This window comes from Anaerolineae bacterium (genome assembly GCA_013178015.1).
Taxonomy (GTDB): Bacteria; Chloroflexota; Anaerolineae; order DRVO01; family DRVO01; genus Ch71.
The window spans coordinates 15272-36614 of the sequence record JABLXR010000028.1; the positions used below are offsets into that span (position 1 = coordinate 15272).

At 66.1% G+C, this 21343-nt stretch carries 18 protein-coding genes and 2 tRNA genes; 5 read left to right on the plus strand and 15 right to left on the minus strand.

The genetic code is table 11. From position 1 onward, the window contains the following. Positions 1 to 27 precede the first annotated feature (27 nt). The 3 genes from HPY83_11825 to HPY83_11835 form a co-directional block, all read right to left on the minus strand. The gene (locus HPY83_11825; GenBank protein ID NPV08632.1) at positions 28 to 1212 is read right to left on the minus strand and encodes an FprA family A-type flavoprotein; all 1185 of its coding nucleotides are present in this window, start codon (positions 1210 to 1212) and stop codon (positions 28 to 30) included. 121 nt (positions 1213 to 1333) lie between these two features. Then, positions 1334 to 2041 carry a creatininase family protein gene (locus tag HPY83_11830; GenBank protein ID NPV08633.1) on the minus strand — a complete coding sequence of 236 codons (708 nt, stop codon included), beginning with the start codon at positions 2039 to 2041 and terminating at the stop codon, positions 1334 to 1336. Positions 2042 to 2074: 33 nt separating this feature from the next. Continuing rightward, positions 2075 to 3268 carry a transaldolase gene (locus HPY83_11835; GenBank protein NPV08634.1) on the minus strand — a complete coding sequence of 398 codons (1194 nt, stop codon included), beginning with the start codon at positions 3266 to 3268 and terminating at the stop codon, positions 2075 to 2077. A 238-nt stretch (positions 3269 to 3506) separates the two neighbouring features. On the opposite strand from HPY83_11835, the gene HPY83_11840 reads away from it, so the two are divergent. Together HPY83_11840 and HPY83_11845 are read left to right on the plus strand one after the other, a co-directional pair. Further along, positions 3507 to 3701 carry a 4-oxalocrotonate tautomerase family protein gene (locus tag HPY83_11840; GenBank protein ID NPV08635.1) on the plus strand — a complete coding sequence of 65 codons (195 nt, stop codon included), beginning with the start codon at positions 3507 to 3509 and terminating at the stop codon, positions 3699 to 3701. A 288-nt stretch (positions 3702 to 3989) separates the two neighbouring features. Beyond that, the gene (locus HPY83_11845; GenBank protein NPV08636.1) at positions 3990 to 4148 is read left to right on the plus strand and encodes a hypothetical protein; all 159 of its coding nucleotides are present in this window, start codon (positions 3990 to 3992) and stop codon (positions 4146 to 4148) included. Between the two features lie 77 nt (positions 4149 to 4225). Here HPY83_11845 and HPY83_11850 read toward each other — a convergent pair. The 8 genes from HPY83_11850 to HPY83_11885 all read right to left on the minus strand — a co-directional run bounded on the left by HPY83_11850 (position 4226) and on the right by HPY83_11885 (position 12953). Next, a tRNA-Gly gene (locus tag HPY83_11850) sits at positions 4226 to 4297 on the minus strand. 98 nt (positions 4298 to 4395) lie between these two features. Continuing rightward, positions 4396 to 4469, minus strand: a tRNA-Pro gene (locus HPY83_11855). Between the two features lie 508 nt (positions 4470 to 4977). Continuing rightward, the gene (mscL, locus tag HPY83_11860) at positions 4978 to 5430 is read right to left on the minus strand and encodes a large conductance mechanosensitive channel protein MscL (protein ID NPV08637.1); all 453 of its coding nucleotides are present in this window, start codon (positions 5428 to 5430) and stop codon (positions 4978 to 4980) included. A gap of 196 nt (positions 5431 to 5626) precedes the next feature. After that, positions 5627 to 7018, minus strand: a complete 1392-nt coding sequence (locus tag HPY83_11865) for an SIMPL domain-containing protein (protein NPV08638.1) — start codon at positions 7016 to 7018, stop codon at positions 5627 to 5629. A gap of 158 nt (positions 7019 to 7176) precedes the next feature. Then, on the minus strand, positions 7177 to 9585 hold the full coding sequence (gene ppsA, locus HPY83_11870) for a phosphoenolpyruvate synthase (GenBank protein NPV08639.1): 2409 nt from the start codon (positions 9583 to 9585) through the stop codon (positions 7177 to 7179). Positions 9586 to 9946: 361 nt separating this feature from the next. Continuing rightward, positions 9947 to 11248 (minus strand): hypothetical protein, encoded by a 1302-nt coding sequence (locus HPY83_11875; protein ID NPV08640.1) that lies wholly within the window; start codon positions 11246 to 11248, stop codon positions 9947 to 9949. A gap of 387 nt (positions 11249 to 11635) precedes the next feature. Further along, entirely contained in the window at positions 11636 to 12040 is a 405-nt protein-coding gene (locus tag HPY83_11880) for a DUF2267 domain-containing protein (GenBank protein ID NPV08641.1), read from the minus strand. A 190-nt stretch (positions 12041 to 12230) separates the two neighbouring features. Beyond that, positions 12231 to 12953 (minus strand): MBL fold metallo-hydrolase, encoded by a 723-nt coding sequence (locus HPY83_11885; GenBank protein ID NPV08642.1) that lies wholly within the window; start codon positions 12951 to 12953, stop codon positions 12231 to 12233. Positions 12954 to 13067: 114 nt separating this feature from the next. Here HPY83_11885 and HPY83_11890 point away from each other — a divergent pair, with 114 nt between their 5' ends. Next, positions 13068 to 13868 (plus strand): hypothetical protein, encoded by an 801-nt coding sequence (locus tag HPY83_11890; GenBank protein NPV08643.1) that lies wholly within the window; start codon positions 13068 to 13070, stop codon positions 13866 to 13868. Positions 13869 to 13938: 70 nt separating this feature from the next. Here the strand turns inward: HPY83_11890 and HPY83_11895 are convergent, their stop codons facing one another. The 3 genes from HPY83_11895 to HPY83_11905 form a co-directional block, all read right to left on the minus strand. Continuing rightward, positions 13939 to 14793: an aldo/keto reductase gene (locus HPY83_11895; GenBank protein ID NPV08644.1), complete on the minus strand. Its 855-nt coding sequence runs from the start codon at positions 14791 to 14793 to the stop codon at positions 13939 to 13941. Between the two features lie 135 nt (positions 14794 to 14928). Beyond that, positions 14929 to 15213 (minus strand): hypothetical protein, encoded by a 285-nt coding sequence (locus HPY83_11900; protein NPV08645.1) that lies wholly within the window; start codon positions 15211 to 15213, stop codon positions 14929 to 14931. Positions 15214 to 15263: 50 nt separating this feature from the next. Continuing rightward, complete coding sequence (locus HPY83_11905) at positions 15264 to 15998, minus strand: DUF2892 domain-containing protein (GenBank protein ID NPV08646.1); 735 nt, start codon at positions 15996 to 15998, stop codon at positions 15264 to 15266. A 1331-nt stretch (positions 15999 to 17329) separates the two neighbouring features. Between HPY83_11905 and HPY83_11910 the strand changes: the two genes are divergently transcribed. After that, entirely contained in the window at positions 17330 to 18538 is a 1209-nt protein-coding gene (locus tag HPY83_11910; GenBank protein ID NPV08647.1) for a site-2 protease family protein, read from the plus strand. Between the two features lie 84 nt (positions 18539 to 18622). After that, positions 18623 to 19849: a PDZ domain-containing protein gene (locus HPY83_11915; GenBank protein ID NPV08648.1), complete on the plus strand. Its 1227-nt coding sequence runs from the start codon at positions 18623 to 18625 to the stop codon at positions 19847 to 19849. Between the two features lie 105 nt (positions 19850 to 19954). Here HPY83_11915 and HPY83_11920 read toward each other — a convergent pair whose 3' ends face one another. After that, positions 19955 to 21220: a transposase family protein gene (locus HPY83_11920; protein NPV08649.1), complete on the minus strand. Its 1266-nt coding sequence runs from the start codon at positions 21218 to 21220 to the stop codon at positions 19955 to 19957. Between the last annotated feature and the right edge of the window lie 123 nt (positions 21221 to 21343).

Consider the following 21343-nt stretch of genomic DNA (forward strand, 5'->3'; position numbering starts at 1 on the left):
CTCGGCCACCACAGCACTGGGGCGAGATCAGAGCAGACCAGCTTCCCGGTGCTTATCCGCCACTGTCTGAGCCAACCTCGCCAGCGACGCCAGATCATCGTCCCTCGGCATCCCCTTGACCAGCACCGGCTCCAACCACTCGCCACGGACGGTGGTGAGCATGTTGGCGATCTGCTGGTCCACTCGCGTGCCCCAACCGAAGGAGCCGAATAGCCCCAGGAACCTGGCCTTCGGGCGCAGGGCATTTATCAGGGTGACAGCGCTAGCGGCGGCCGGGTGAGGGCCCGCCAGCACCGTGGGCGTCCCTATCAGGATGGTGGCCGCATCCACCAGCGACATGGCCAGCTTACCCGGGTCGGTCACCGTCAGCTCGAACCGTTCCACCGTGACCCCGTGCCGCGTCAGTTCGGACACCAGATGATCGCTCATCATCTTGGTGCTTCCGTGCATGGACACGTAGGGCACCACGGCCACGTTCTTGGGCTCCGCGCTCACCCAATCCCGGTACAAGTCCATGATGAAGGCAGGGTCGTCATAGAGCGGCCCGTGACTGGGACCGATAATCCCGATGTCATAGCCCTCCAGTCGCTCCAGGTGCCGCACGATGTTGCGAGCGAAAGGCATCATGATCTCGGCATAGTAGCGCTTGGCGGCCTCCTCCACCCGCCCCCGGTCCACCCCGTACAGCTCCGAGGTAGCCAGGTGCGAACCGAACAGGTCGCAGGGGAACAGGATTCTCTGCTCGCCCAGGTAGGTGAGCATGGTCTCCGGCCAGTGCACCCAGGGCGCGTGGATGAACTCGAGAGTCCGGTCGCCCAGCGACAGCTTCTCGCCGTCCTCGACCGTCACCATCTGGTCTCGATGCAGGTGAAGCAGGTCCTCCAGCATGTCGGCGCACTTGGGGGTGCACACCACCTTCGCCATCTGGTAGCGCTCGAGCACTGCCGGGATGCCCCCCGAGTGATCCTGCTCGGCGTGGTTGGTTACTAGGTAGTCCAGGCGCTTGACCCCCACCTCATCCAGGTGCCGCATGAGCACGTGGACCATGGTCGGGTGAACCGCGTCCACCAGCGCAGTGGCATCGGTACCCTGCACCAGATACGAGTTGTAGCTGGTTCCATCCGGGAGCGGGATCAGGGCATCGAAGAGCCGCCGGTCCCAATCTACCGCCCCGACCGAGAATACTCCGTCAACGATCTTCCTGGCAGGCATGACGTTACAGTCCTCCCTCAAGAAGGCAGCTATGGCGCTGCCCATTCAGCAACATGTTATACTCTTCTAGTAGGATTATAGGCGCTGAGTCAAGAACCACGACGGGCCAGACCGCCGGGACTCAGCCGGTCGCTATCTCCGCCGGCCACCCTTCCAACGCCTCCCGAAGGAGCGCCCGCACCCGGGGTGCGGCCTGCTCCACGAAGAGCCGCGCCAGCATGGCCCCGTGCTCTGCAGTGGCCTCCTTGGCATCGGCGGTGCAACCCTCGCGGGCCGAGTCCAGCTGCCCTGCTGGCAAGCGGGACAGGTCCACTAGTTCCGGGCGGAAGTGCAGCATCAGCGAGGTCTCGTTCTTCCCCGCGTGGTCCCCGCCCTTCACTTCCACCCATCCGGCCGGTTCGTAGTCGGTGATGGCCATGACCCGGGGCAGCCGATGCTTCTCGGTGAACCGAGCTACTCCCTCCTTCACCGCCTCCACATGCTTGCCCCCGTAGTGGCCCATCACCACCACCATGGCCTTGAATCCCTCTTGGTACAGGTTCTCTAGGTGCTCGTACACGTACTGGGTGACTAGGTCCCGAGAGAACTCGAAGGTGTGCCGGAACCCGCCCCACGGCTTCATGGTCTGGTACCCGCAGTACACCGGCGGCAGCACCACCCCGCCCGTCTCCCGGCACAGCGCCAGGGTCATGTGGTAGGCCTTGAGCGTGTCCAGCCCCACCGGATTGTGCACCCCGTGCCACTCGTGCGCTCCCCAGACAAGGTAGGCCAGTGGCGTCTCCCGCAATACGTCGTTGATCTGATGCGGCCTGAGCTCCTCGTACTTCATCCCCAGCCTCCACTGAGCGGGCCGGCGTGACCCCTACGCCCTGACCTTCTCCACCGCCGCGACAACACGGGCCTCGAAGTCGGTCATGGCCTTGGTGAACCCGTCGGCGGTGGCCACCAGGGGCGGGTAGGAGTCATACTCCTCCGGCGTCTGTCCATCCTCATCGTAGGCCTGTCGGAAGTAGGGGACCCGCCGCAGCTTCTTGATCACCTCATCGGGCACCGGCTCGTCTATGTGAGGAGCGATCTCCTCGCCCCGGTAGGCCAGGAGGAACTCCTCGATGATGTTGGGGAAGATGGTGAGAACTACGTTCCCACCGGCGAACTTCTCCAGATGCCAGATGCGAGTCTTGCCCCCCTCCTTAGGCCCCACCCGCATGGAGGCAGCGAGCATCTTGGTGCTGTAGCCTCGGTCCCGGTATAGCCGGTAGGCCTTCTTGAACACAGCCACTCCAGCCCAGCGCAGGTCGGTCTCGCTCAGTTCCACTCCGGCTGCGGCCGCCTGCTCCTTGACGGCGGGGTGATCCTCAAATCGGCCTAGCATCATGGTAGCGCAAGATCGCCAGGCGGAGAGGTCCACCCCCCTAGCCTCCGCCTCTCGCTTGCCGGCGTCCGCCGCCTCCGCCAGGGCCACCAGCTGAGAGACGGTGTAGGCCAGGGTGAGGTTAGTGGGCACGCCGCGGGCCGCCAGTTGGCGCACACCCTTGATGCCGGCGTCCGTGCCCGGCATCTTGACCATGATGTTGGGGCTGATGGAGTTCAGCTCCACCGCCTGCTCCACCATGGCATTGGTATCGCGACTGAGGCGGGGGTCCACCTGGGCGCAGATGTAGCCATAGCGCTTGCCCGACGTCTCGAAGATGGGGAAGAGCATCTCCGCCCCCCGTCGGGCTACCTCCTTGAACGTCTCCCAGGCCACCTGCTGCGGCGACCACTCTGGGTGACTCCGGGTGGCCCCCGCGATCCACTGCTCGAACTCCGGCCACCTCTCCTGGAGCGCCTGCAGGGCCAACGGTTGGTTGGTGGTGCTGCCCCGGAGATAGCCGGCGGCAGGATGGTCCGGGTCGTAGAGAGCCTGTAGGGCGCTGGAAAGGTCGGGCCCGTCGCCGGCCGCCTGCCGCGCCAGGAAGCCTTCACGCCAGGCGCGGTAGATGAGGGGGGACGAGTCGTACCAGATCTCGGTGTCTTCGTGGCAGCGTGCCAGGCTCTCTAGGGAGCTTCGTTCCATCACTCTCCTCCGTCTGGGCTACACGGATGTCTGTGCTCGAAGCCGGGCCCGGCTTCGCTGGTCCGGCCATTATCGCAGCTTGAGGAGAGGACAACAAGGCAGGCACTGGCGTCTCGCCTGGAGGGACCAGATGCCTTCGGGCTTCTGCAGGCCCGATCCAGTGGGCGTCATCCCGTGCCGGCATGACGCCTCGCCGAGCCCCTGCTACAATTTGGGCAGTACTTCGGGAGGGGCGCAGATGCCGATGGTCAGAGTCAGCTGGTGGGCAGGGCGCACGTGCGAGGAGAAGAACCAAGTAGCGCGGGACATCACCGAGGCCATGAAGCGCCTGGGCATTCCGGCCGAGGCCACACAGGTGGTCTTCGAGGACGTGCCCAGGGAGAACTGGTGCATCGGGGGCGTGCCGGCCTCAGAGCGCCAGCCAGGCGCCTGACGAGGCCGACGAGGCGCGCCGCCTCGGGCGACCGGCGACCGGTGCCCTTGGTGCCGAGGGGCGGGCCACCGAAGAGACCTGGACATCATCAGAGCTCTCCTAGGGGAGCTGGCCAAATACCGGCATCGGACTACGCTCAACCGGGCCCATCTCGACTCCCATCCGTTACTGGCGCACGCCACACAGACCCAATGCTTCGAGCTGATGCTGGCGCCCTTGCCGAGCATGCTGCAAGAGATGCGGGAGAGGACGCATGACGTTCCGGGGGCGCCGGAGGCGGGGCCCTGATTGCAGACCGGCTTACTGGCCATGGTGGGGTCGCGCGATGGGGAAGGAGCTCGCCACATCATGCGGGAAGGCATGAGCCAGGCGGCGCAGTTGCCGCAGACCGCCCGCCTCTTGCGGCAGAGAGCGGACCGCGACGCATCGGTCGGGCAGAGGCGCTGACACCTGGAGCCTTGGCCAGCAGAGCTACAACCACCAAAGAACCGGGGCTCTGTTCTGTGCAGAGCCCCGGCCTCGTGAGCGGGAGACGGGACTCGAACCCGCGACAACCTGCTTGGAAGGCAGGAGCTCTACCACTGAGCTACTCCCGCGTGACCCGGGCGGCCGGCTTGCCCCACCATCGGAACGTACGCCACGCCCGCACCGGACGGCAACTCCGTCGGTAACCATCACCGCGGCGCCGCAGAGGTCGGGGTGAGAGGACTCGAACCTCCGACTTCAGCGTCCCAAACGCTGCGCGCTAGCCGTCTGCGCCACACCCCGCTCTCAACTCAGTATACGACAGCCGCCCTCCGCGGTCAACGCGCGGCCGTATGGAGCTCAGGGTCGGCAGAGCCGGGCCCGTCCGCGCGCCCACCCCGTAGGGACAGAGAGGCCATAGCAGGCCGAGCCCGCCTGAGCCTCCTCTGCTGCCGCCGGGGCCCCGCAGCCCCCGAGGAGTCCGCGCGCCCACGCGCGAAAGGGCCACGGCAGCACCCGTCCCTGTCCCAAGCACCACCCCGCCTGGGGGGCGCGGATCCCTCGGAAGGAAGACCTCAGCCTACCAGGGTGCCGTCGTCTGGCGCTCGCAGCCGCCTTGGAGCGCCGGCTATGAGAGACCGCAGCCCACGAAGAGCCTACCCCCTCGCTCTGCTCAGGCAAGCTCTGAGCCCGCCAAACGATGGGCTTTGCCCCGTCCGGGCCCGACTGCTCATGGTCGGGCCCGAGGCGCTTCCCGGGGACCTGTGCGTCTCCGCGAGACAGACACCGCGGGCATCAGCACACGCTTCCGCTACCGGGCAGCTCCTACCGCTCCCGCCTCCAACTGACTGGTGCAGGCCGGGCAGCGGACAGCATTGATGGGCACCACAGTGAGGCAGTAGGGACACTCCTTGGTAGTAGGAGTGGCCGGCGGCGTGGCCCGGAGTCGGTTCACCTGCCTGACCAGCAGGAAGATCACGAGAGCAACGATCAGGAAGTTGATTACGGTGTTGACGAAGACACCGTAGTTGATGGTCGGCGCTCCGGCCGCTTGCGCCTCTGCCAGGCTGGCGTAGGGCTGCCCCGAGAGGTTGAGGAACAGGTTGGAGAAGTCCACCCTGCCGAGCAGAAGCCCGATGGGCGGCATGATGATGTCGTTCACTAGGGAGTTCACGATGGAACCGAAGGCGGCGCCAAGTATGATTCCTACGGCCAAGTCGAATGCGTTACCCCGAGCGATGAATGCCTTGAACTCCTTCCACATGCCCCCCCTCCTTACCCGTGGGCGCCTTCGGTTCCTGACGCCAGTCACTGCCAGCCTATGGGGCACAGGTCGCTTCGTCAATCCTTTACGCCCCGCTGCCGGCCTTGCCACCGGACGACCTCTCGCCGGCGTTCGGAGACGCAGGCAGACCCCGGGCCGCAGTCGCCCGGGGTCTGCGAGGCGCGGGTTCGAGAGGCTATTCGATGGCGTAGACCACCTGTACGTTCGTGCGGAATTCCAGTTGGCCGGGGACGATGGGGCCGGCCCCGCCACCCAGCCCGAGCGCCTTCTCCACCCCGAATAAGGCTCCGGGGGCGCCGGTGACCACCTCGCTAATGCTCAGAATCTGGCCTATCTGGACGCCAGCCAGGTCCGCCAGGTCCTCGGCCTTCGCCCGGGCGTCCGCGATGGCCTCCTCGCGGGCCTCGACTTCGCCCTCGGACCAGTCGCCGCGGGTCAAGCCTACACCCCAGATGCGGTTGGCCCCGGCCTGCACCGCCGCGTCCAGCACCTCCGCCACCCGGTCCAGGTCCCTGATGGTCACGTCCAGCATGTTGGACACCCGGTACACCGGCTCCGTCTCCATGCCCATACCGCGGAAGCCCTCGTCGAAGAAGATGCTGTAGCTGGAGGTGCGCATGTCTTCAGAAGCGACGCCCGCCTCCTCCAAAGCCATCATGATCTGGCCCATCGTCTCTTGGTTCTGGGCCACGGCTTCCTGGATGTCCGCCGCGGCAGTCTCTACCCCGAGGGTGGCGTTGGCCCGGTCGGGAGCGGCAGTGGCCACCCCCTCGCCCACCACCAGCACGTACCGAAGCGGCTCTGCCGGCGGTTCGGCGTCCGCCGGAGCTTCCTCGCCCTCGGCCGGCACCAGCTCGAACGTGACCTGGAGCGAGACTGAGACCTCAAGCTGCCCCGGCGCTATGGGGCCGGCCTGGGCCCCCGGCGCTGCCCCGGCTGCCTCGGCAGCGAATGGGATGGCGCCACCGGTCACCACTTCGCTGAGGCTGATGACGCGCCCCACGCTCACGCCCTGCAACTCGGCCAGAGCCGTAGCCCTCTGCCGCGCGTCCTGCACCGCTTCCTCGCGGGCCTGAGCCCTGGCTTCCGACGGATCCTCCACCGATAGGCTGACGCCGTAGATGCGGTTGGCCCCGGCGCCGATGCCGGCATCCAGCACCTCACCGATGGCGTCCAGGTCCTCGATGGTGACCAGAACCGTGTTGAACACTCGATACGTCGGCTGCGGTGGCTGATCCGGCCCCCGTATCCCCTCGTCGAAGAAGATGCTGTACTCGGTGGTGCGGATGTTCTCTTCCGGCACCCCGGCTTCCTGCAGCGCCTGCAGCACGGCGTCCATGATCTCCTGGTTACCGGAGACAGCCTCCTCCACGTCGGCGGCCGATGTCTCCACCCCGAGGTTGGCGGTGGCCCTGTCCGGGGTGACGCTGGCGGTGCCACCTCCTACCACGGTGATGTGACGGATGACATCACCCGTCGGCGCCTGAGCTAGGGCGGGCACTGCGGCCGCCAGAACCAGAGATACCAAGACCAGGACCAACACCATTGCCGATACACGTCTGTACATGACTTTCCTCCACATCGTTTCTAGCGATCGCCCATAAAGGCTTCGCGGACCGACTCATCGCCCCACTGGCGAGCAACCACCGGCGCCGGGGCCGGTTCCTTCCGCCATTGCCTGTCGGTGAGTTGCTCTTGCGCCCTAACCTGCCTCTGCCGCGCCGATCATCGTGCCGCTTCGCGACGCCGGCTGCGGCCGCGCTCCGCCAGCGCCATCATGACCGGGACCACGCTGTCTGGCTCCAGAGAGATGGAGTCTATGCCCTCTTCCACCAGGAAGACGGCAAACTCCGGGTGATTGCTGGGCGCCTCCCCGCAGATGCTGACCTTGCGGCCGGCCGCGTGCGCCGCCCGAATCAGCTCGCTGATGGTGCGCTTCACCGCCTCGTGCGTCTCATCGAAGAGATGGGCCAGCGCCGCCGAATCCCGGTCCACTGCCAGCACGAACTGAGTTAGATCATTGCTGCCGATGGAGAAGCCGTCGAACCGCTCCGAGAAGCGATCCGCCAGGGTGACGTTGGAAGGCACCTCGGCCATCACGTAGACCTGGAGCCCGTTCTCTCCCCGCCGCAGGCCGTTCTCCGCCATCACCTCCAGCACCCTGTCGGCCTCTTCGGGGGTGCGACAGAAGGGTATCATCACCACCACGTTGTCCAGCCCGATCTCCTCCCGAGCCCGCTTGACCGCCCGGCACTCCAGGGCGAATCCCGGCCGGTAGGCATCGCTGTAGTACCGCGATGCGCCCCTGAACCCGAGCATGGGGTTGGCCTCTTCGGGCTCGAACTGGCGTCCACCGATCAGATTGGCGTACTCGTTGGTCTTGAAGTCGCTCATGCGGACGATGACGGGGTTCGGGTATTGCGAGGCGGCGATCTTGGCGATGCCCAGCGCCAGCAGCTCGACGAAGTACTCGGTCCTGGAGCGGTATCCCTCGGTCAACCGCTCGATCTCGGCCCGGGCGGCCCGATCCTGCAACCGATCGAACTCCACCAGGGCCATAGGATGCACCTTGATGGCGTTGTTGATGACGAACTCCATCCGCGCCAGGCCCACACCCCGCGTAGGGAGGCGCCACCAGCGGAAGGAGGCAGCCGGGCTGCCGATGTTCATCATTAGGGGCGTGGACACCTCCTCGATCTGGCTCAGGTCTATCTCGGTGGCCTCATACTGCAGCAGGCCCTCGTAGACGTGGCCCTCGTCCCCCTCGGCACAGGACATCGTGATCTCCTGGCCGTCCTTGAGCACCTTGGTGGCCCGGCCCGTGCCCACGATGGCCGGTATGCCCAGCTCCCGGCTCACGATGGCGGCGTGAGAGGTGCGCCCGCCATGATCGGTGATGATGCCGGCCGCCCGTCGCATGATGGGCACCCAGTCGGGGTCGGTCATGCCCGTCACCAGGATGGCATCATCCTGGAATCGGCCCATCTCCTGCGGGCTCTCGATGACGTTCACTCTGCCCGACGCGATGGCCTGGCCGATAGCCAGCCCGGATAGGATGGGCTCGGCCGTCTCCAACAGGGTGAATGTCTTGAGTGACGTCGCCTCCCGCTGCGACTGGACGGTCTCGGGGCGGGCCTGCACGATGAACAGCTCGTTGGTGTCACCATCCTTGGCCCACTCGATGTCCATGGGACGGCCGTAGTGCTCCTCGATGGCCACGCCCCACCGGGCCAGCTGGAGGATCTCATCATCCGTCAATACGAACGAATGGCGCTCGCCGGCCGTGGTCTCCATCTCCTTGGTGGTCTGAGTCCCGCCCGTGGCGTACACCATCTTGCGTTCCTTGGCCCCCATCAGCTTCTCGATGATTGGCCTCTTGGCCCGATCCTCCAGCAGGGGCTTGAACGCCTGGTACTCGTCTGGGTTCACCCTCCCCTGGACCACCGTCTCGCCCAGCCCCCAGGCGGCGTTGATCACCACCACACCCGGGAAGCCGCTCTCCGTGTCCAGGGTGAACATCACGCCGGCGCCCGCCTTGTCGGAACGCACCATCTTCTGCACCCCCACCGACAGGGCCACGGAGAGGTGGTCGAAGCCCCGATCCTGGCGGTAGCTAATGGCGCGATCGGTGAACAGGGAGGCGAAGCAACTCCGACACGAGTCCAGCAACTCCTCTTCGCCCCGCACGTTGAGGAAGGTCTCCTGCTGGCCAGCGAAGCTGGCCTCGGGCAGGTCCTCGGCGGTGGCGCTGCTGCGCACGGCCACGTCCACCTCCGGGACGCCGAACCGGCGCGATAGCTCCCGGTAGGCGGAGCGGATCCCCTCGGCCAGCGCCTCCGGAAATCGTCCTTGACAGAACAGGCGCCGGATGGCCCGGCCGGCCTCCTGCAGGGTCTGCTCCCCGCTTTCCAAGCCGGCGAGCTCCTCCCGGAGCCTGGCGGCAATGCCGTTCGCCTCGATGAAGGCCCAGTAAGCCTGGGCGGTGGTGGCGAAACCTCCGGGCACGCGCACCCCCTTCTCGCCCAGTGAGCGGATCATCTCGCCCAGCGAGGCGTTCTTCCCTCCCACCGAGGCCACGTCCTCGCTGCTCAAGTCCTCGAACCAGCGGATGTACGAGCTCCCGTCTCCTTGCACTACATACCCCCTCAGTGCCCGCCACCCATCGGTCGGGCCGCTACTGCAACAACCAGGTCGCGTTCACCTGGACCTCGATCTCACCACCGAAATGTAAGCGGTGCGTACACCAGAAACGCCGGCTCCGTCACCCCCAGCTCGTAGCCAGTGACGCTGCCGAAAGCCCTCATCAGGAGCCGAGAGTCCATTGCCACCAACCAGGCAGGGTTGGAGTTGGCGCTGCATCGGCGTCCTTCAGGAGCGAGAGGGACGCTGCCGCCCGCCAGCCACCCACGCAGCAAGACCAGGGAAGTCTTCCTGCGTGGTCTACTGTCAACCGGCACCTGCGCTTTGACCCCGGACAGGGATGGCGAGGCGGCCATTACCGAGTCTCGGCCAGCGGTGGCGTCTGGGCCCCTTCGGGGACCTGATCGGCACCCACTATCTGCCACACCGAACCCGGTGGGTTCTCCAGCGGGCCAGGGCCGCCGTAGCTGCAGTTGCAGGTGGTCATGTAGATGCTGCCATCCTCCGCCGCGTTGCCACCCGTGAACTGCACTCCGGTGTGCAGCAACTCCTGGAACTGCCACTCGCCGGTCTCATCCCGCCCCAGGCCCCACAGGCGCCCGGAGCACCAGTCACCCACCAGGTGCACGCCGTCAAGGTCAGGGATCTGACCACCGCGGTACACACCCAGACCCATCACCGCACAGCCCAGATCGTGGCTGTACTGGGCCACGGGCAGCACACCCACTGCGGGACAAGACTCGGCCTCGATGGGATAGCAGTATGAGCCCATCAGGAAGTCCCATCCGTAGTTCTCCCTACTCGGGCTGTCGGCCGGCTGGAAGTTGATCTCCTCCCAGTGATTCTGGCCTACATCGGGGTGATAGAGGTCACCGGTCTCAGAGTCGAAGTGAGACTTCCAGGAGTTGCGCAGCCCGTAGGCCCAGATCTCCGGCTTGGCCTCGGTGCGTATGTCGGCGAAGACCCTCTCCGGGATGCCAAACAGCTCCACCAGTCGGATCTGATCCGCAAAGGGGTTCTCCTCCGGGGTGTCGTAGGTGCGATACCCACCCTCGAGGTTGACGTCTATGCGCAGGATCTTGCCCAAGAGAGTGCTCAGGTCCTGCCCGGCCTCGAAGGGGTCGCCTGCCCAACCGCCGTCGCCGCTGCCGATGTAGAGGTAGCCGTCCGGCCCGAAGGCCAGCTCGCCACCGTTGTGGTTGGCCCAGGGCTGCTCTATCTGCATGATCACCCGGGCGCTGCTCATGTTGGCCACGTCTGGGTCAGCATCGGAGACACGGAACTCCACTATCATTCCGTCGCCGTTCCTGAGGAGCCCAGCGAAGTGCACATAGAACAGACCGTTGTTGGCAAAGTCGGGGTGGAACTCGATGTCGTACATTCCCTGCTCGAGGAAGGCGCTCAGGGTGCTGCTGGTGAGGTCCAGGAAGGGTTGCTCCAGGATCTGGCCATCCTGCACGATCCTGACAGTGCCTGAACGCTCCACCACGAAGAGCCTGCCGGTCCCATCATACGGGTTGAGCACGTTCACTGGGTCGAAGAACCCATCGGCGACCAGCACCAGCTGAACCTGAGGATCGCCCGGTAGGTCTCCTCCTGGCGTGGCCACGGGGGCCACGCTGTAGCCCAGGGGGCCGGCAGGGGCCTCCTCGGCCATGGGAGTCGGGGTCGTGTCCGCCGCAGGCGTCTCTGTGGCCATAGGTGTGCCCTGCGGGGCCGGCGTCGGCGTCTGTGCCTGCGCCACCAGTCCCACCAAGGCCACGGCCATGAGGGCGATTACCAGTACGAGCGCCCATCGCTTACGTGCCATTTCATACGCCTGCGTTAACTACAATAGACCAGCTAACACCGTGCTAGCCCTGCCCTGCCGGCCTTCCGAGGGCAGGCCAAACTTCGGCTTGGGCCGGGCGCCGTTACGCGCCGCTGCGGAGTGACTTCAGCGCCACACGTCTGACCAGTCCATGCCCAAAGCAGGTACGGCCAGCTGGGGCCGGACCGTGGCGCAGACGGCATTGGAGGCCTGGACTGGGCCTGATGGAGGCGGCTAGGCCTGGTCCCTGATGTCCTCGAACTGGAAGAGATGGTTGAACTCGGCAGGGAGTTGGGCCCGCATGTCGCGGATCTCCCCCGGGGAGACGGCCTCGGTCAGCACCGACATGACCACCCGAGCTCGGAAGACGGCATCGGGATAGTCGAGGCCGGGACCGGCGTGCTCCGCCACCCGGCGGTAGAACTCGTCCAGGCCGAAGCTCTCCTGGCGGCTTCTGTCCGCCTCTCGCAGGTAGGAGCCGATCTCTCGGGGGAGCTGTGCTGCCAGATCCTCCGCCTCTCCCCCGAAAAGCCGCTGTGCCAGGGTCTCCAGGGTGGCATGGACGGCGCGCACCGCCTCGCCGGTAGAGGGAAGCCGGGCTCGGTTCTGCACCTTGCCCACAAACTCATCATACTGCATCGAACCTCCTAACTCGTCCGCTAACGTCAAGCACACAAGACCGCTCACACGTGGTAGCCCAAACGCCGGGCTACCGACGAGGGGGATTGTACCTCGCCCTTCCACCGCTGTAAAGCGCCCCAGGGGCCGGCCGGGCCACCCCTCTTCAAGCGGCAGCTGGAGCCGAGAGCGAGGCCACCATCCCATGGAATCACCGCAGCACTACCTCCATGCCATCGAAGGCGATCTCCGCCCGGACCCCACGCTCCTGTGCCAGAGCGCGTACCTTGTCCTCCACCGCCTGGCGGTCGCCCGCCACGATGGCCGAGCCGCAGTGGGTGAAGATGGCCCGCGGCACACCTTCCTTCTGACACCAGGTCAGCTGAGTGCGGATGGGCGTGTGCCCGATCAGCTCCTCTCCCGGCTTGCGCACCATGGACCGGACAATGGTAGCCCCGTCCCCCACGTAGAGGTCTGCCCCTCCCAGCGCCTCACCGCGGTCATTTATGTACACCACGTCCGGCACGTAGAAGATCGTGACCCTCCCCGCGCCGATGCGGTAGCCCACCGCCGGTGCCCGGGTCGAGTGCACCACCGGGAACGCCTCCACCTTGATTCGCCCTATCTCGATCGGCCGGCGCGGCTCGACGGTGCGCCCATCCATCACCGAGAATGAGCGCATCACTTCCCAGGAGTGGGAGGTGGCGTACACCGGGCAAGGCGCCCCGTTCTTCAGGCCCCAGGCGTGATCAGGGTGAGCGTGGGTGACGAAGATGGCCTCCACGCGCCAGTCGTCCACCAGCCCCAACCAGTCCTCGCCGCAGTCGAGGGCGATGGATGCACCCCGGTACTGCACGAGCGTGGTGCTGTGGCGGAAATGCCGCTGCGTGCGCGGCTCGATGTACCCTCTCGTGCCCAGGAACACCAGCTTCACCGCGTCGCTCCCGTCCACCCTTGACAGCGGGGCCTGGCCGGCGTATACCGACGCCAGAGCGCTAACGTGGGCGCCTTCGACGTTAGGTGAGAATCGTTTGGGAGGATACGAGACATGTTACGTAACGTTGACGACCTCTATGGGTTCACCCTTCGCATCACCGGCGCCGATGCGGGCCGGGTGTCCGATTTCTTGTTCACCGACCGCGACCTGGCGGTGCGTTACCTGGTAGTCGACACCGGAACGTGGCTCACAGGCCGGCAGATCCTGGTAGGCACCGAAGCAGTAGAGCCCATCACCCACCCGATGTGGGAGGAGCGGAAGCTCTTCGCCAACCTGACTCAGGCTCAGATCGAGAACGCTCCGGACATAGACACCCACAGCCCTATCTCCAGGGAACAGGAGACCGAGCTCCGCTCTCATTACGGCTGGCTCCCTTACTGGGTCGGCTACCCTTTGGGAGCGCCTCTCGGCGCCAGCGGGATCACCAGGTACCCCGCGCCTCCGGTGGCCGCGCAACCGCCGGAGCTGGGACACGCCCGGGAGCATCCGGAACCGGAGCCGGCGGCGGAGGAGGAGCAGCCAGTTCTGCGGAGCACCAAGGAGGTCGCCGGTTACAGCGCCCAGGCCAGCGATGGCAAGATCGGCCGCGTCGCCAGCTTCCTCATTGACGACCAGAACTGGGCCATCCAGTACCTCATCGTAGATACCACCGAGTGGCAGCGCGGTGGCGAAGTCATGATCCCGGTCGCCGCCCTGGAGAGCATCCGCTGGTCCAGCTCTGACGTGTTCTTCCGCGCCACACGGGCCCAGATCAGGGAGGCTCCGGGCTACGAGCGCGCCCGCTGGTCCGACCTGGAGAACGAACGCCGAGTGCAGCAGTACTACGGCTACGTCCCGGACCGGGACCTCTGACCGCGCCACGGCGGTGCCCACCAGGCAGCAGGGGCTCCCTGCAGGCCGGGCCCCCTGCTCTGGCCAGCCCCTAGGCATATACCTGGGGGAAGATGGGGGTGAGGCCCTTGGCCATCTCCGCCAGCTTCGCCTGCTCTTCGTCCGACAACGGCTCGAACTCCTCCGCCGCATCCGCCATCCACCACAGCAACTCGGCGTGCCCCGGGCTTACCGCAGCGGTCACCGGAAGAGAGAGGGTGAATCGGAGGCCCCACAGGGCCTCCTGGTAGCTCTCCACCGGGCCGTACCAGCTCTTGGCCCAGGGACGGTCCTCCCCTTCCTCCAGCTTGCGCTTGGCCAGGGCCTTGAGGGCCAGCAGGCCGACCCCCCTCTCCTGAGCCTTCTCCACCACCCGGGGCCCGAAGCCCCCGCGGTACCAGGCTACCCAGCTGAGAGGAAAGAGAACGCTGTCGAAGTCGAACTGGTCCATCATGGCCACGGCAGCCTCTTCGGAGTGAGCGGAGAAGCCGATGTACCGGATCAGACCCCTCCGGCGTGCCTCCAGAAAGGCCTCCATCGCCCCCCCGGGCCCCAGAATCCCTTCCACTTCCTCCAACTTCCGCACGGCGTGGAACTGGTACAGGTCGAAGTGATCGGTCCGTAGCCGCTCTAGCGATGCGCTCAGCTCGGCTGCCGCGGCCTCCCGATCCCGCTTCTCCGTCTTGCAGGCCAGGAAGACCTGATCTCGGTAGGGTTCCAGGGCCGGGCCCAGCCGCTCCTCCGCGTTGCCGTAGGATGGCGCCACGTCGAAGTAGTTGATGCCCCGTTCGATGGCCTCCCTGACGTATGCCGAGGCCGCGTCGGGGGTCTCGTTCCGGACCACGATGCCGCCGAAGCCGACCACTGAAAGCCACTCTCCCGTCCGTCCCAATACGCGTCTTTCCACGCTACTCCTCCAAAGCGTTCCAACGCCTGATGATGCCGGCGGCTCGTCCCCCTGTGTAGCAGGGACACTGCCGCTGCTGCCCGAGCTGCCGGGCCAGGGCCGGTCCGGCACTTCTGCCCGAGCCCTGAGCCTGGTTCAGCCCGCCGCGCCCTTCTGCCTCAGGTCCTCTTCCACCGTCTCCCGGCTTCCCTCAGCCTGGCTGGGCAGCTGCGATTCCTGAGGCCCTTCCTCGCTCTCAGGCGGGGCACACTCAGCGCCGCTCACCTGCGCCTCCCTCGCCTCGTGGAGGCAAATGCCCACCTCCACCGTCTGACGATCGCCTTCGGCCTGGCTCGGCGTCGTCCTTGTGTCGGACCTTACCCCATCGGAAGCCTGCGCTCGCGGTCCTCTGCGCTTCGCTCCGCTCTTGCCTTCAGTCATCATTCCTCCCAGGAGCTTCCCTCCGAGGGCGTCGCCACCGGCACCGGCGATTACCCCTCGGCGCACATGCCCTCGCCTTCCGTGGCCCCGCCCATCAGCACCTCGCCCGCTTCCAGACGGTCCCGGAACTGACGCAGGTCGGCGCGGATCTCGTCCGCGGTCATTGGGTTGAGCAGCCGACCCACCGCCGTGCCCACGGCGCCGCCCGGCGGGCTGTAGGCCAGCATCACCCGTATCTCGGTGCCGTCGCCGGCCGGAGTGGGCCGGAAGAATACCGACCCCGCTACGTCAACCTGCGACCCGGGATAGGAGCGCCACGTGATGAGCTCATTCTCGCGCTCCTCGACGATCTCGCCCTCCCACTCCACCGTGGCCCGGACGGGTCCGGGGGCCCGCACCACCCAGCGCGATCGCCTCTCGCCCATGGGCGTCACCGACACCACGTGGCCCATGACCCGGGGCAGGTTCTCCAGGTTGCGCCAGAACCGGTAGACCTCCTCCACCGGTCGTCTCACCACGATGCTCTCTTCTACCCGGATGCCCGGGCCTCCAGGCCACGCCCAGGTCGCCCGGCGCCCTCCGGCATCTAGCCCCAGGGCATGGTACAGGTAGCTATGGCCACTGAGGCCGCGGTAGAAGAGAGCGCCGCCGAGCACGAGCCACACCAGCCCCCTGAAGGAGCGGGCGAACCCGTACACGAGTAGAAGCGACCCTACCAGCAGCGAGGCCCACCTCTCCGAATGACCGATGTTGACTTCGCGTGAGAGCTTAGTATCTAGCTGCACGTCCTCCTCCTTGGGTGTGCCGCACTCCGGCGCCGACTTCGCGCCGGCAGCCGCCTGCCCAGTCTCCTGTCCGGCGCTGCCAATTCCACCCATCCCGCCAGCCACCCCGCGGCACCAGCGGCAGTGAGGCGCCTGTGCTCCTTGAACGGTGCGAGCACGGCTGCCCGAACCTTCCCCAGCGGTCCCCGCTCCTCGGGCCGTCGCCTGTCGCCCTCGGCTTCAGCCCCCGCACGACGGCGCTCCCCGCCTCTCCACTGGCCGGTGTCGGCCCCAGTCGGCGGATCACCAGCGGCACCTCGCCCACTCCACCCGGGCCAGCCGACGCTCAGGCAACTGGTCGTACCTCGTGCCCGGCGCGCGCTCCGCCGGGCGCATCTACGTCCCGTGCACGATCCGCTCCGACCTCGAAGGCGCAGCCCAGCCCCCCGCTGAGGCGGGTCGCGGCACCGGCCACAGCCACACTGCTTCCCTTCACACGAGCACCTCCAGCCGGGCGCTATGGCCGACGGTGAGACAGGTGGTGAAGTGAGGGCCTCGGCCGTGACGCCGCCGGCCGAAGGCAGGAGCCCGCTGACTTCTTCCGCGGCATAGCCCACCAGCCGGCGCTGCGGTCTATGGCTGCACTGCAAGGACCGAAGACCGACGAGAAGATGGATGCACGCGGCCACGGGCGAGCGTTGACCGGGGTCTCGGGTCCAAAATGGCCGTAGCGAGACGTCGGGGAGGCCATTCGCCGGGGCAGGGGAACGGCGCGTCTCGCGCCGAGGCGGGTGGACGGCATCACCACGCAGTCACGGCTCCTAACGACACCATCAACAATCACCTATCCGCTTGACGCCGATGCCCTCGCGGGCAGCCAGCCGGCGCCCCTCAACTCACGCTAACGACACTCCTAGCAGCCCGGTCAATTCCAGGCACCGCAGCGATTGTAGCAGCCCCCTGCTAGCTGTCAACCCCTCCGCCCCGCCTTCTACCTGACTCCCGTACGCCACGCCACCGCGATCGCCCCATCCCAGCGTCCGACGCGCGCCGCATGTTGGCTTTACATCCCCGGTAACCGTCTGCTATCATCGCTGCAACCGTCACTGGCTCGCAGGACCCGGTGGAAGACAGAGCGTTAGCGCGCTGGGGCCCCGCACGCCGACAGGCCAGATGGAGCCGGTAGCCGTAGTGTGGTGCCGTGGCCTCCGTCCCGATGGAGACTGGCATCGCCACCATCTAGGCTCCCACCGGGCCAGGAGTCCGGGTTGGGTCGCCGGGTGGAGGTGCTCCCCATCCTCATGAGCGCCCGGCCGGTGCCGGCTGCTTCACCAACGTATGGAGGCCTAGTTATGGGAAGTGGCTTTCGGATCGGTCGGATCTTCGGTATCAACGTCAGGGTAGACTGGAGCTGGCTCTTCATCTTCTTCCTGGTGACCTGGAACCTGGCCTCGGTGTTCGGGCAGGTTCAGCCGGACTGGCAGCCTCTCTTCAGGTGGATCGTGGCGGGAGTGGCGGCCCTCCTCTTCTTCGGGTCCGTCCTGGCCCATGAGATGGCCCACTCCCTGGTGGCCCGGGCACAAGGGTTGCCGGTGCGCAACATAACCCTGTTTCTCTTCGGCGGCGTTTCCAATATCCAGCGAGAGCCCGACTCACCTCGGGAGGAGTTCGTGATGGCGCTGGTCGGTCCGCTGACCAGCATCGTCCTGGGCGCAGTGCTGGTGCTCATCGCCAACCTCACGGCCGATCCGGCAGCAAGCTTGACCAGAGATCCCTTGGGACTCCTGGGCCAACTGAGCCCGGTGACGTTGCTTCTGTTCTGGCTCGGCTCGGTGAACATCCTGGTGGGCCTCTTCAACCTCATACCTGGGTTTCCTCTGGACGGCGGCCGAGTGCTGCGCTCCATATTCTGGGCTGCCACCGACAACCTCCGTCGGGCCACACGCTGGGCAGCGGGCGTGGGCCAGGGCGTCGCCTGGCTCCTGATCCTCACCGGCCTGGCGATGGTCTTCGGAGTGCAGGTGCCCATCTTCGGCACCGGCCTCATCGGCGGTCTCTGGCTCGCCTTCATCGGCTGGTTTCTTAATAGCGCTGCCATCCAGAGCTACCAGCAAGTTGTCATCCGCGACATCCTGGAGGGCATCCCCGTCTCCAGGATGATGCGGCCCAACCCTCCTACTGTCACCGAAGGCATCACCGTGAGCTCTCTGGTCTACGACTACGTCATGGCGGCCGACGACCGGGCGTTCCCGGTGTTCGATGACGGGCGCATGACCGGCATCGTGACCGTGGAGGACTTGCGCAAGGTTGACCGCAGCCGGTGGGACGAGACCCTGGTACGCCAGATCATGACCCCGGCGGCTCAGCTAGTCACCATAGGCCCGGACGAGGAGGCCAGCGAAGCCCTCAACCGCCTGGCTCAGCGCGACATTCGCCAGCTACCGGTGGTGCAAGAGGGCCAACTAGTGGGCCTGCTGCGTCGTCGCGACCTGATCCGCTGGCTGCAGCTGCACTCGGAGCTGGCCCGGGAAGCGCCGGGAGGGCCTCGCATCCCCGCCTGATAGGCTCCGCCCGGCGATCCCGGTCGTGCGGCTGATGAGCATGGAGTGTATTTCGTCGAGTATTCTGCTGCGAGAGGTACGGATGTGAACAGACGTTGGCTTCTTGCGGGCGGGTTCGGATGTGGCTTCCTCATCGTAGTGGCCGTGGGCTTGGCTCTGGCATATGCTGTCTTCCTCATGCCGGTGCGGCGCACCCCCACGGCGGCAAGCGTCCCAGAGAGCGCTCTAGCCACTCAGCAGATCATCGCCACTCTGCCGGCCGCTACTCCCTCTGGGCAGCGTCCTTCCGCGGCTCTTCTCGACCCACTGCCCCAGGCCGGCCAGGAGGCCGGGCTCCTGGCTTCCCTGTTTGAGGAGGTGAATCCAGGGGTAGTCAGCATACGAGTGGTGGTTCAGCGCGGCCTTGTGCAAGGTGAGGGCGCCGGTTCCGGTTTCATACTGGATCAACAGGGCCATATCGTCACCAATAATCACGTCGTGTCCGGCGCCTCTCGGATCATCGTGGTCTTCCACGACGGGTTCGAGGCACTAGCCGAGGTCGTCGGCACCGATGCCGACAGCGACCTAGCCGTCATACGGGTAGACAGCCTCCCCGAAGGGGTACATCCTCTGCCGCTGGCGGATTCGGACGAGGTCCAGGTAGGCCAATGGGTGGCTGCCATCGGCAGCCCATTCGGGCTGGGCAGCAGTTTCACCGTGGGCGTCGTCAGTGCCCGGGAGCGCAGCATCCCTTCCGGCACCACTCCTTTCGACATCCCTCAGGCCATACAGACCGATGCTGCCTTGAACCCGGGCAACTCGGGAGGCCCTCTCGTCAACCTCGACGGCCAGGTGGTGGGGGTCAACGCCCAGATCGCCTCCGCCGGGACGGGGGGCAACGTCGGGGTCGGCTTCGCCATTCCATCCAACGTCGTCCGCCGGGTGGCGCCGGCCCTCATAGAGGTCGGCAGCTTCCAGTGGCCATGGCTGGGGGTGGAGATCACAGACGTGGGCTTGCTGATCGCTCAGGCGAATGGCCTGCCCAGCCAGCAAGGAGCCTACATCGCCTCGGTGGTGCCGGGCGGGCCGGCTGAAGAGGCGGGCCTACGGGGACGAACCGGCGAGCGAGTGATAGATGGCACTCGCGTCCCGGTAGGCGGGGACGTGGTGGTGGCCTTCAATGGCCAGCGCGTCGTGGATTCCAGTCAGCTCCTGGTTCTGATTGCCTCTAGCGAGCCGCGCCAGCAGGTGGAGCTGACCGTACTTCGAGACGGTCGGGAGCAGCAGTTCACGGTCACCCTCAGGCCGCGCCCCTCCGATCTTCGCCAGTAGCGGGGCAAGCGGGAACACCCCGCTCTGAGCCGGTCTCACCGCTGCATAGCCCTACGGCGGCCTCAAACACCGCCTTCTGACGCCGTGTCCAATCAAATGATAATCCTACCGGGCGGGGGTCATTCTATCAGATGATAATCCTACTGGGAGAGGCGGCTCGGTGTCGTTGGCGTATAGGGTCAGATACACGTTTTGGGCCTTGGCGGACTTGGCGGCGCCGGGCAGGCGCAGGATAGCGGCGGCCAGTTCATGGATCTGGGAGCGCAGCATTCGGGGGTCGGTGTCCTGGCGTAGGCGCAGTAGCTGCTCCTCCTTTTCCGGGGCAATGCCTTTGAGCTGGCGCAAGCGCTCGAAGGGGGTGCAAGCGGGGCCGTAGCGACGTCGAGTGCGGTAGGTGCCATCCGGCAGAGGGACTAGTTCCTTTTGGTGCAGGCGCAGCACCGGCTGGAAGAGGTTGTAGTAGAGGCTGAGCATCTCATAGAGGCGGTTCATGGCCCTCACTTGCTCCACCGTGTCCAGGCGCTGGTAGCCCAGGTAGGCCCGTACCAGGGAGGAGTTCTTCTGCTCCACGAAGCGGTTGTCGTTTTTCTGGTAGGGCCGGCTGCGGGACCATTGTAGCTGGGGCACCCAGTGGGCAAACAAGCGCAGGAGGTGGTCGTTGAAGAACTCACCTCCATTGTCCGGGTGCAGTTCCACCACGGGGAAGGGAAGGCGGGTCAGCAGGCGCTGGAAGCCATCGGCCACCACCAGTTGGCTGCGGCCCAGGATGGCGGCGATCTCGCTCCAACCGGTGGCGGCGTCCACCAGGTGGAGGCTGTGGGCGAACTCACCCGATGGGTCCGAGCCACAGTGAAGGACCAAGTCCACCTCCAGGTGGCCGGGCTCGGTCTCGTTCCAGGCCAACCGCTTCATGGGTATGGCCTGGGTGAGGGGTTGGGGTCGCCTGGGTCTGGGGCGGGGAAGGTAGTACTCGTCCTTTTCCATCCCGGCCAGCAGGCGGCGGATGGTGCAGACGCTGATCCTTTCCAGCTGCTGGGCCAGGCTGTCGGTCAACTGAAGATGCCCGTAGCTGGCCAGGTGCTCGGCCATCCAGCCCAGGTTGTCTTTGAGCCTCTCGGCGCAGATGTAGTCCAGGCTCTCGGCGATGACGCTCAGGGCGTACTTGACCTCGGGGCCGTAGGTAACTCCTCGCTCTCTAGTCCGAGCCCTGCGGCCCAGGTCAGGGCGCCCCATGAGCTCGATGAGGTGCTTGCGATGCCTGCCCGTCACCTGCTCCATCTCGTCTAGGAGCAGGGAACGTTCCTTGCGGCTGGCCTGGCGATAGCGATCTTGCATCACCTTGAGATACTCCTCACGGGACTGCCGACTCATCTTCTCCCTCGCAGACATCGCTCCCCCCAGTAGGATTATCAATTGAGGGAACGATACCCGCTCGGTAGGATTTTAGATGATAGGATGCGCCGACTAGAGATGACTTCCACCATGGAGTATACT

Bases quoted from the DNA above. Each gene is read 5' to 3' on its own strand.
- HPY83_11825 (NPV08632.1), bottom strand. From the start codon at position 1,212: ATGCCTGCCAGGAAGATCGTTGACGGAGTATTCTCGGTCGGGGCGGTA.
- HPY83_11830 (NPV08633.1), bottom strand. From the start codon at position 2,041: ATGAAGTACGAGGAGCTCAGGCCGCATCAGATCAACGACGTATTGCGG.
- HPY83_11835 (NPV08634.1), bottom strand. From the start codon at position 3,268: ATGGAACGAAGCTCCCTAGAGAGCCTGGCACGCTGCCACGAAGACACC.
- HPY83_11840 (NPV08635.1), top strand. From the start codon at position 3,507: ATGCCGATGGTCAGAGTCAGCTGGTGGGCAGGGCGCACGTGCGAGGAG.
- mscL (NPV08637.1), bottom strand. From the start codon at position 5,430: ATGTGGAAGGAGTTCAAGGCATTCATCGCTCGGGGTAACGCATTCGAC.
- HPY83_11865 (NPV08638.1), bottom strand. From the start codon at position 7,018: ATGTACAGACGTGTATCGGCAATGGTGTTGGTCCTGGTCTTGGTATCT.
- HPY83_11875 (NPV08640.1), bottom strand. From the start codon at position 11,248: ATGGCCGAGGAGGCCCCTGCCGGCCCCCTGGGCTACAGCGTGGCCCCC.
- HPY83_11880 (NPV08641.1), bottom strand. From the start codon at position 12,040: ATGCAGTATGATGAGTTTGTGGGCAAGGTGCAGAACCGAGCCCGGCTT.
- HPY83_11890 (NPV08643.1), top strand. From the start codon at position 13,068: ATGTTACGTAACGTTGACGACCTCTATGGGTTCACCCTTCGCATCACC.
- HPY83_11900 (NPV08645.1), bottom strand. From the start codon at position 15,213: ATGACTGAAGGCAAGAGCGGAGCGAAGCGCAGAGGACCGCGAGCGCAG.
- HPY83_11910 (NPV08647.1), top strand. From the start codon at position 17,330: ATGGGAAGTGGCTTTCGGATCGGTCGGATCTTCGGTATCAACGTCAGG.
- HPY83_11920 (NPV08649.1), bottom strand. From the start codon at position 21,220: ATGAGTCGGCAGTCCCGTGAGGAGTATCTCAAGGTGATGCAAGATCGC.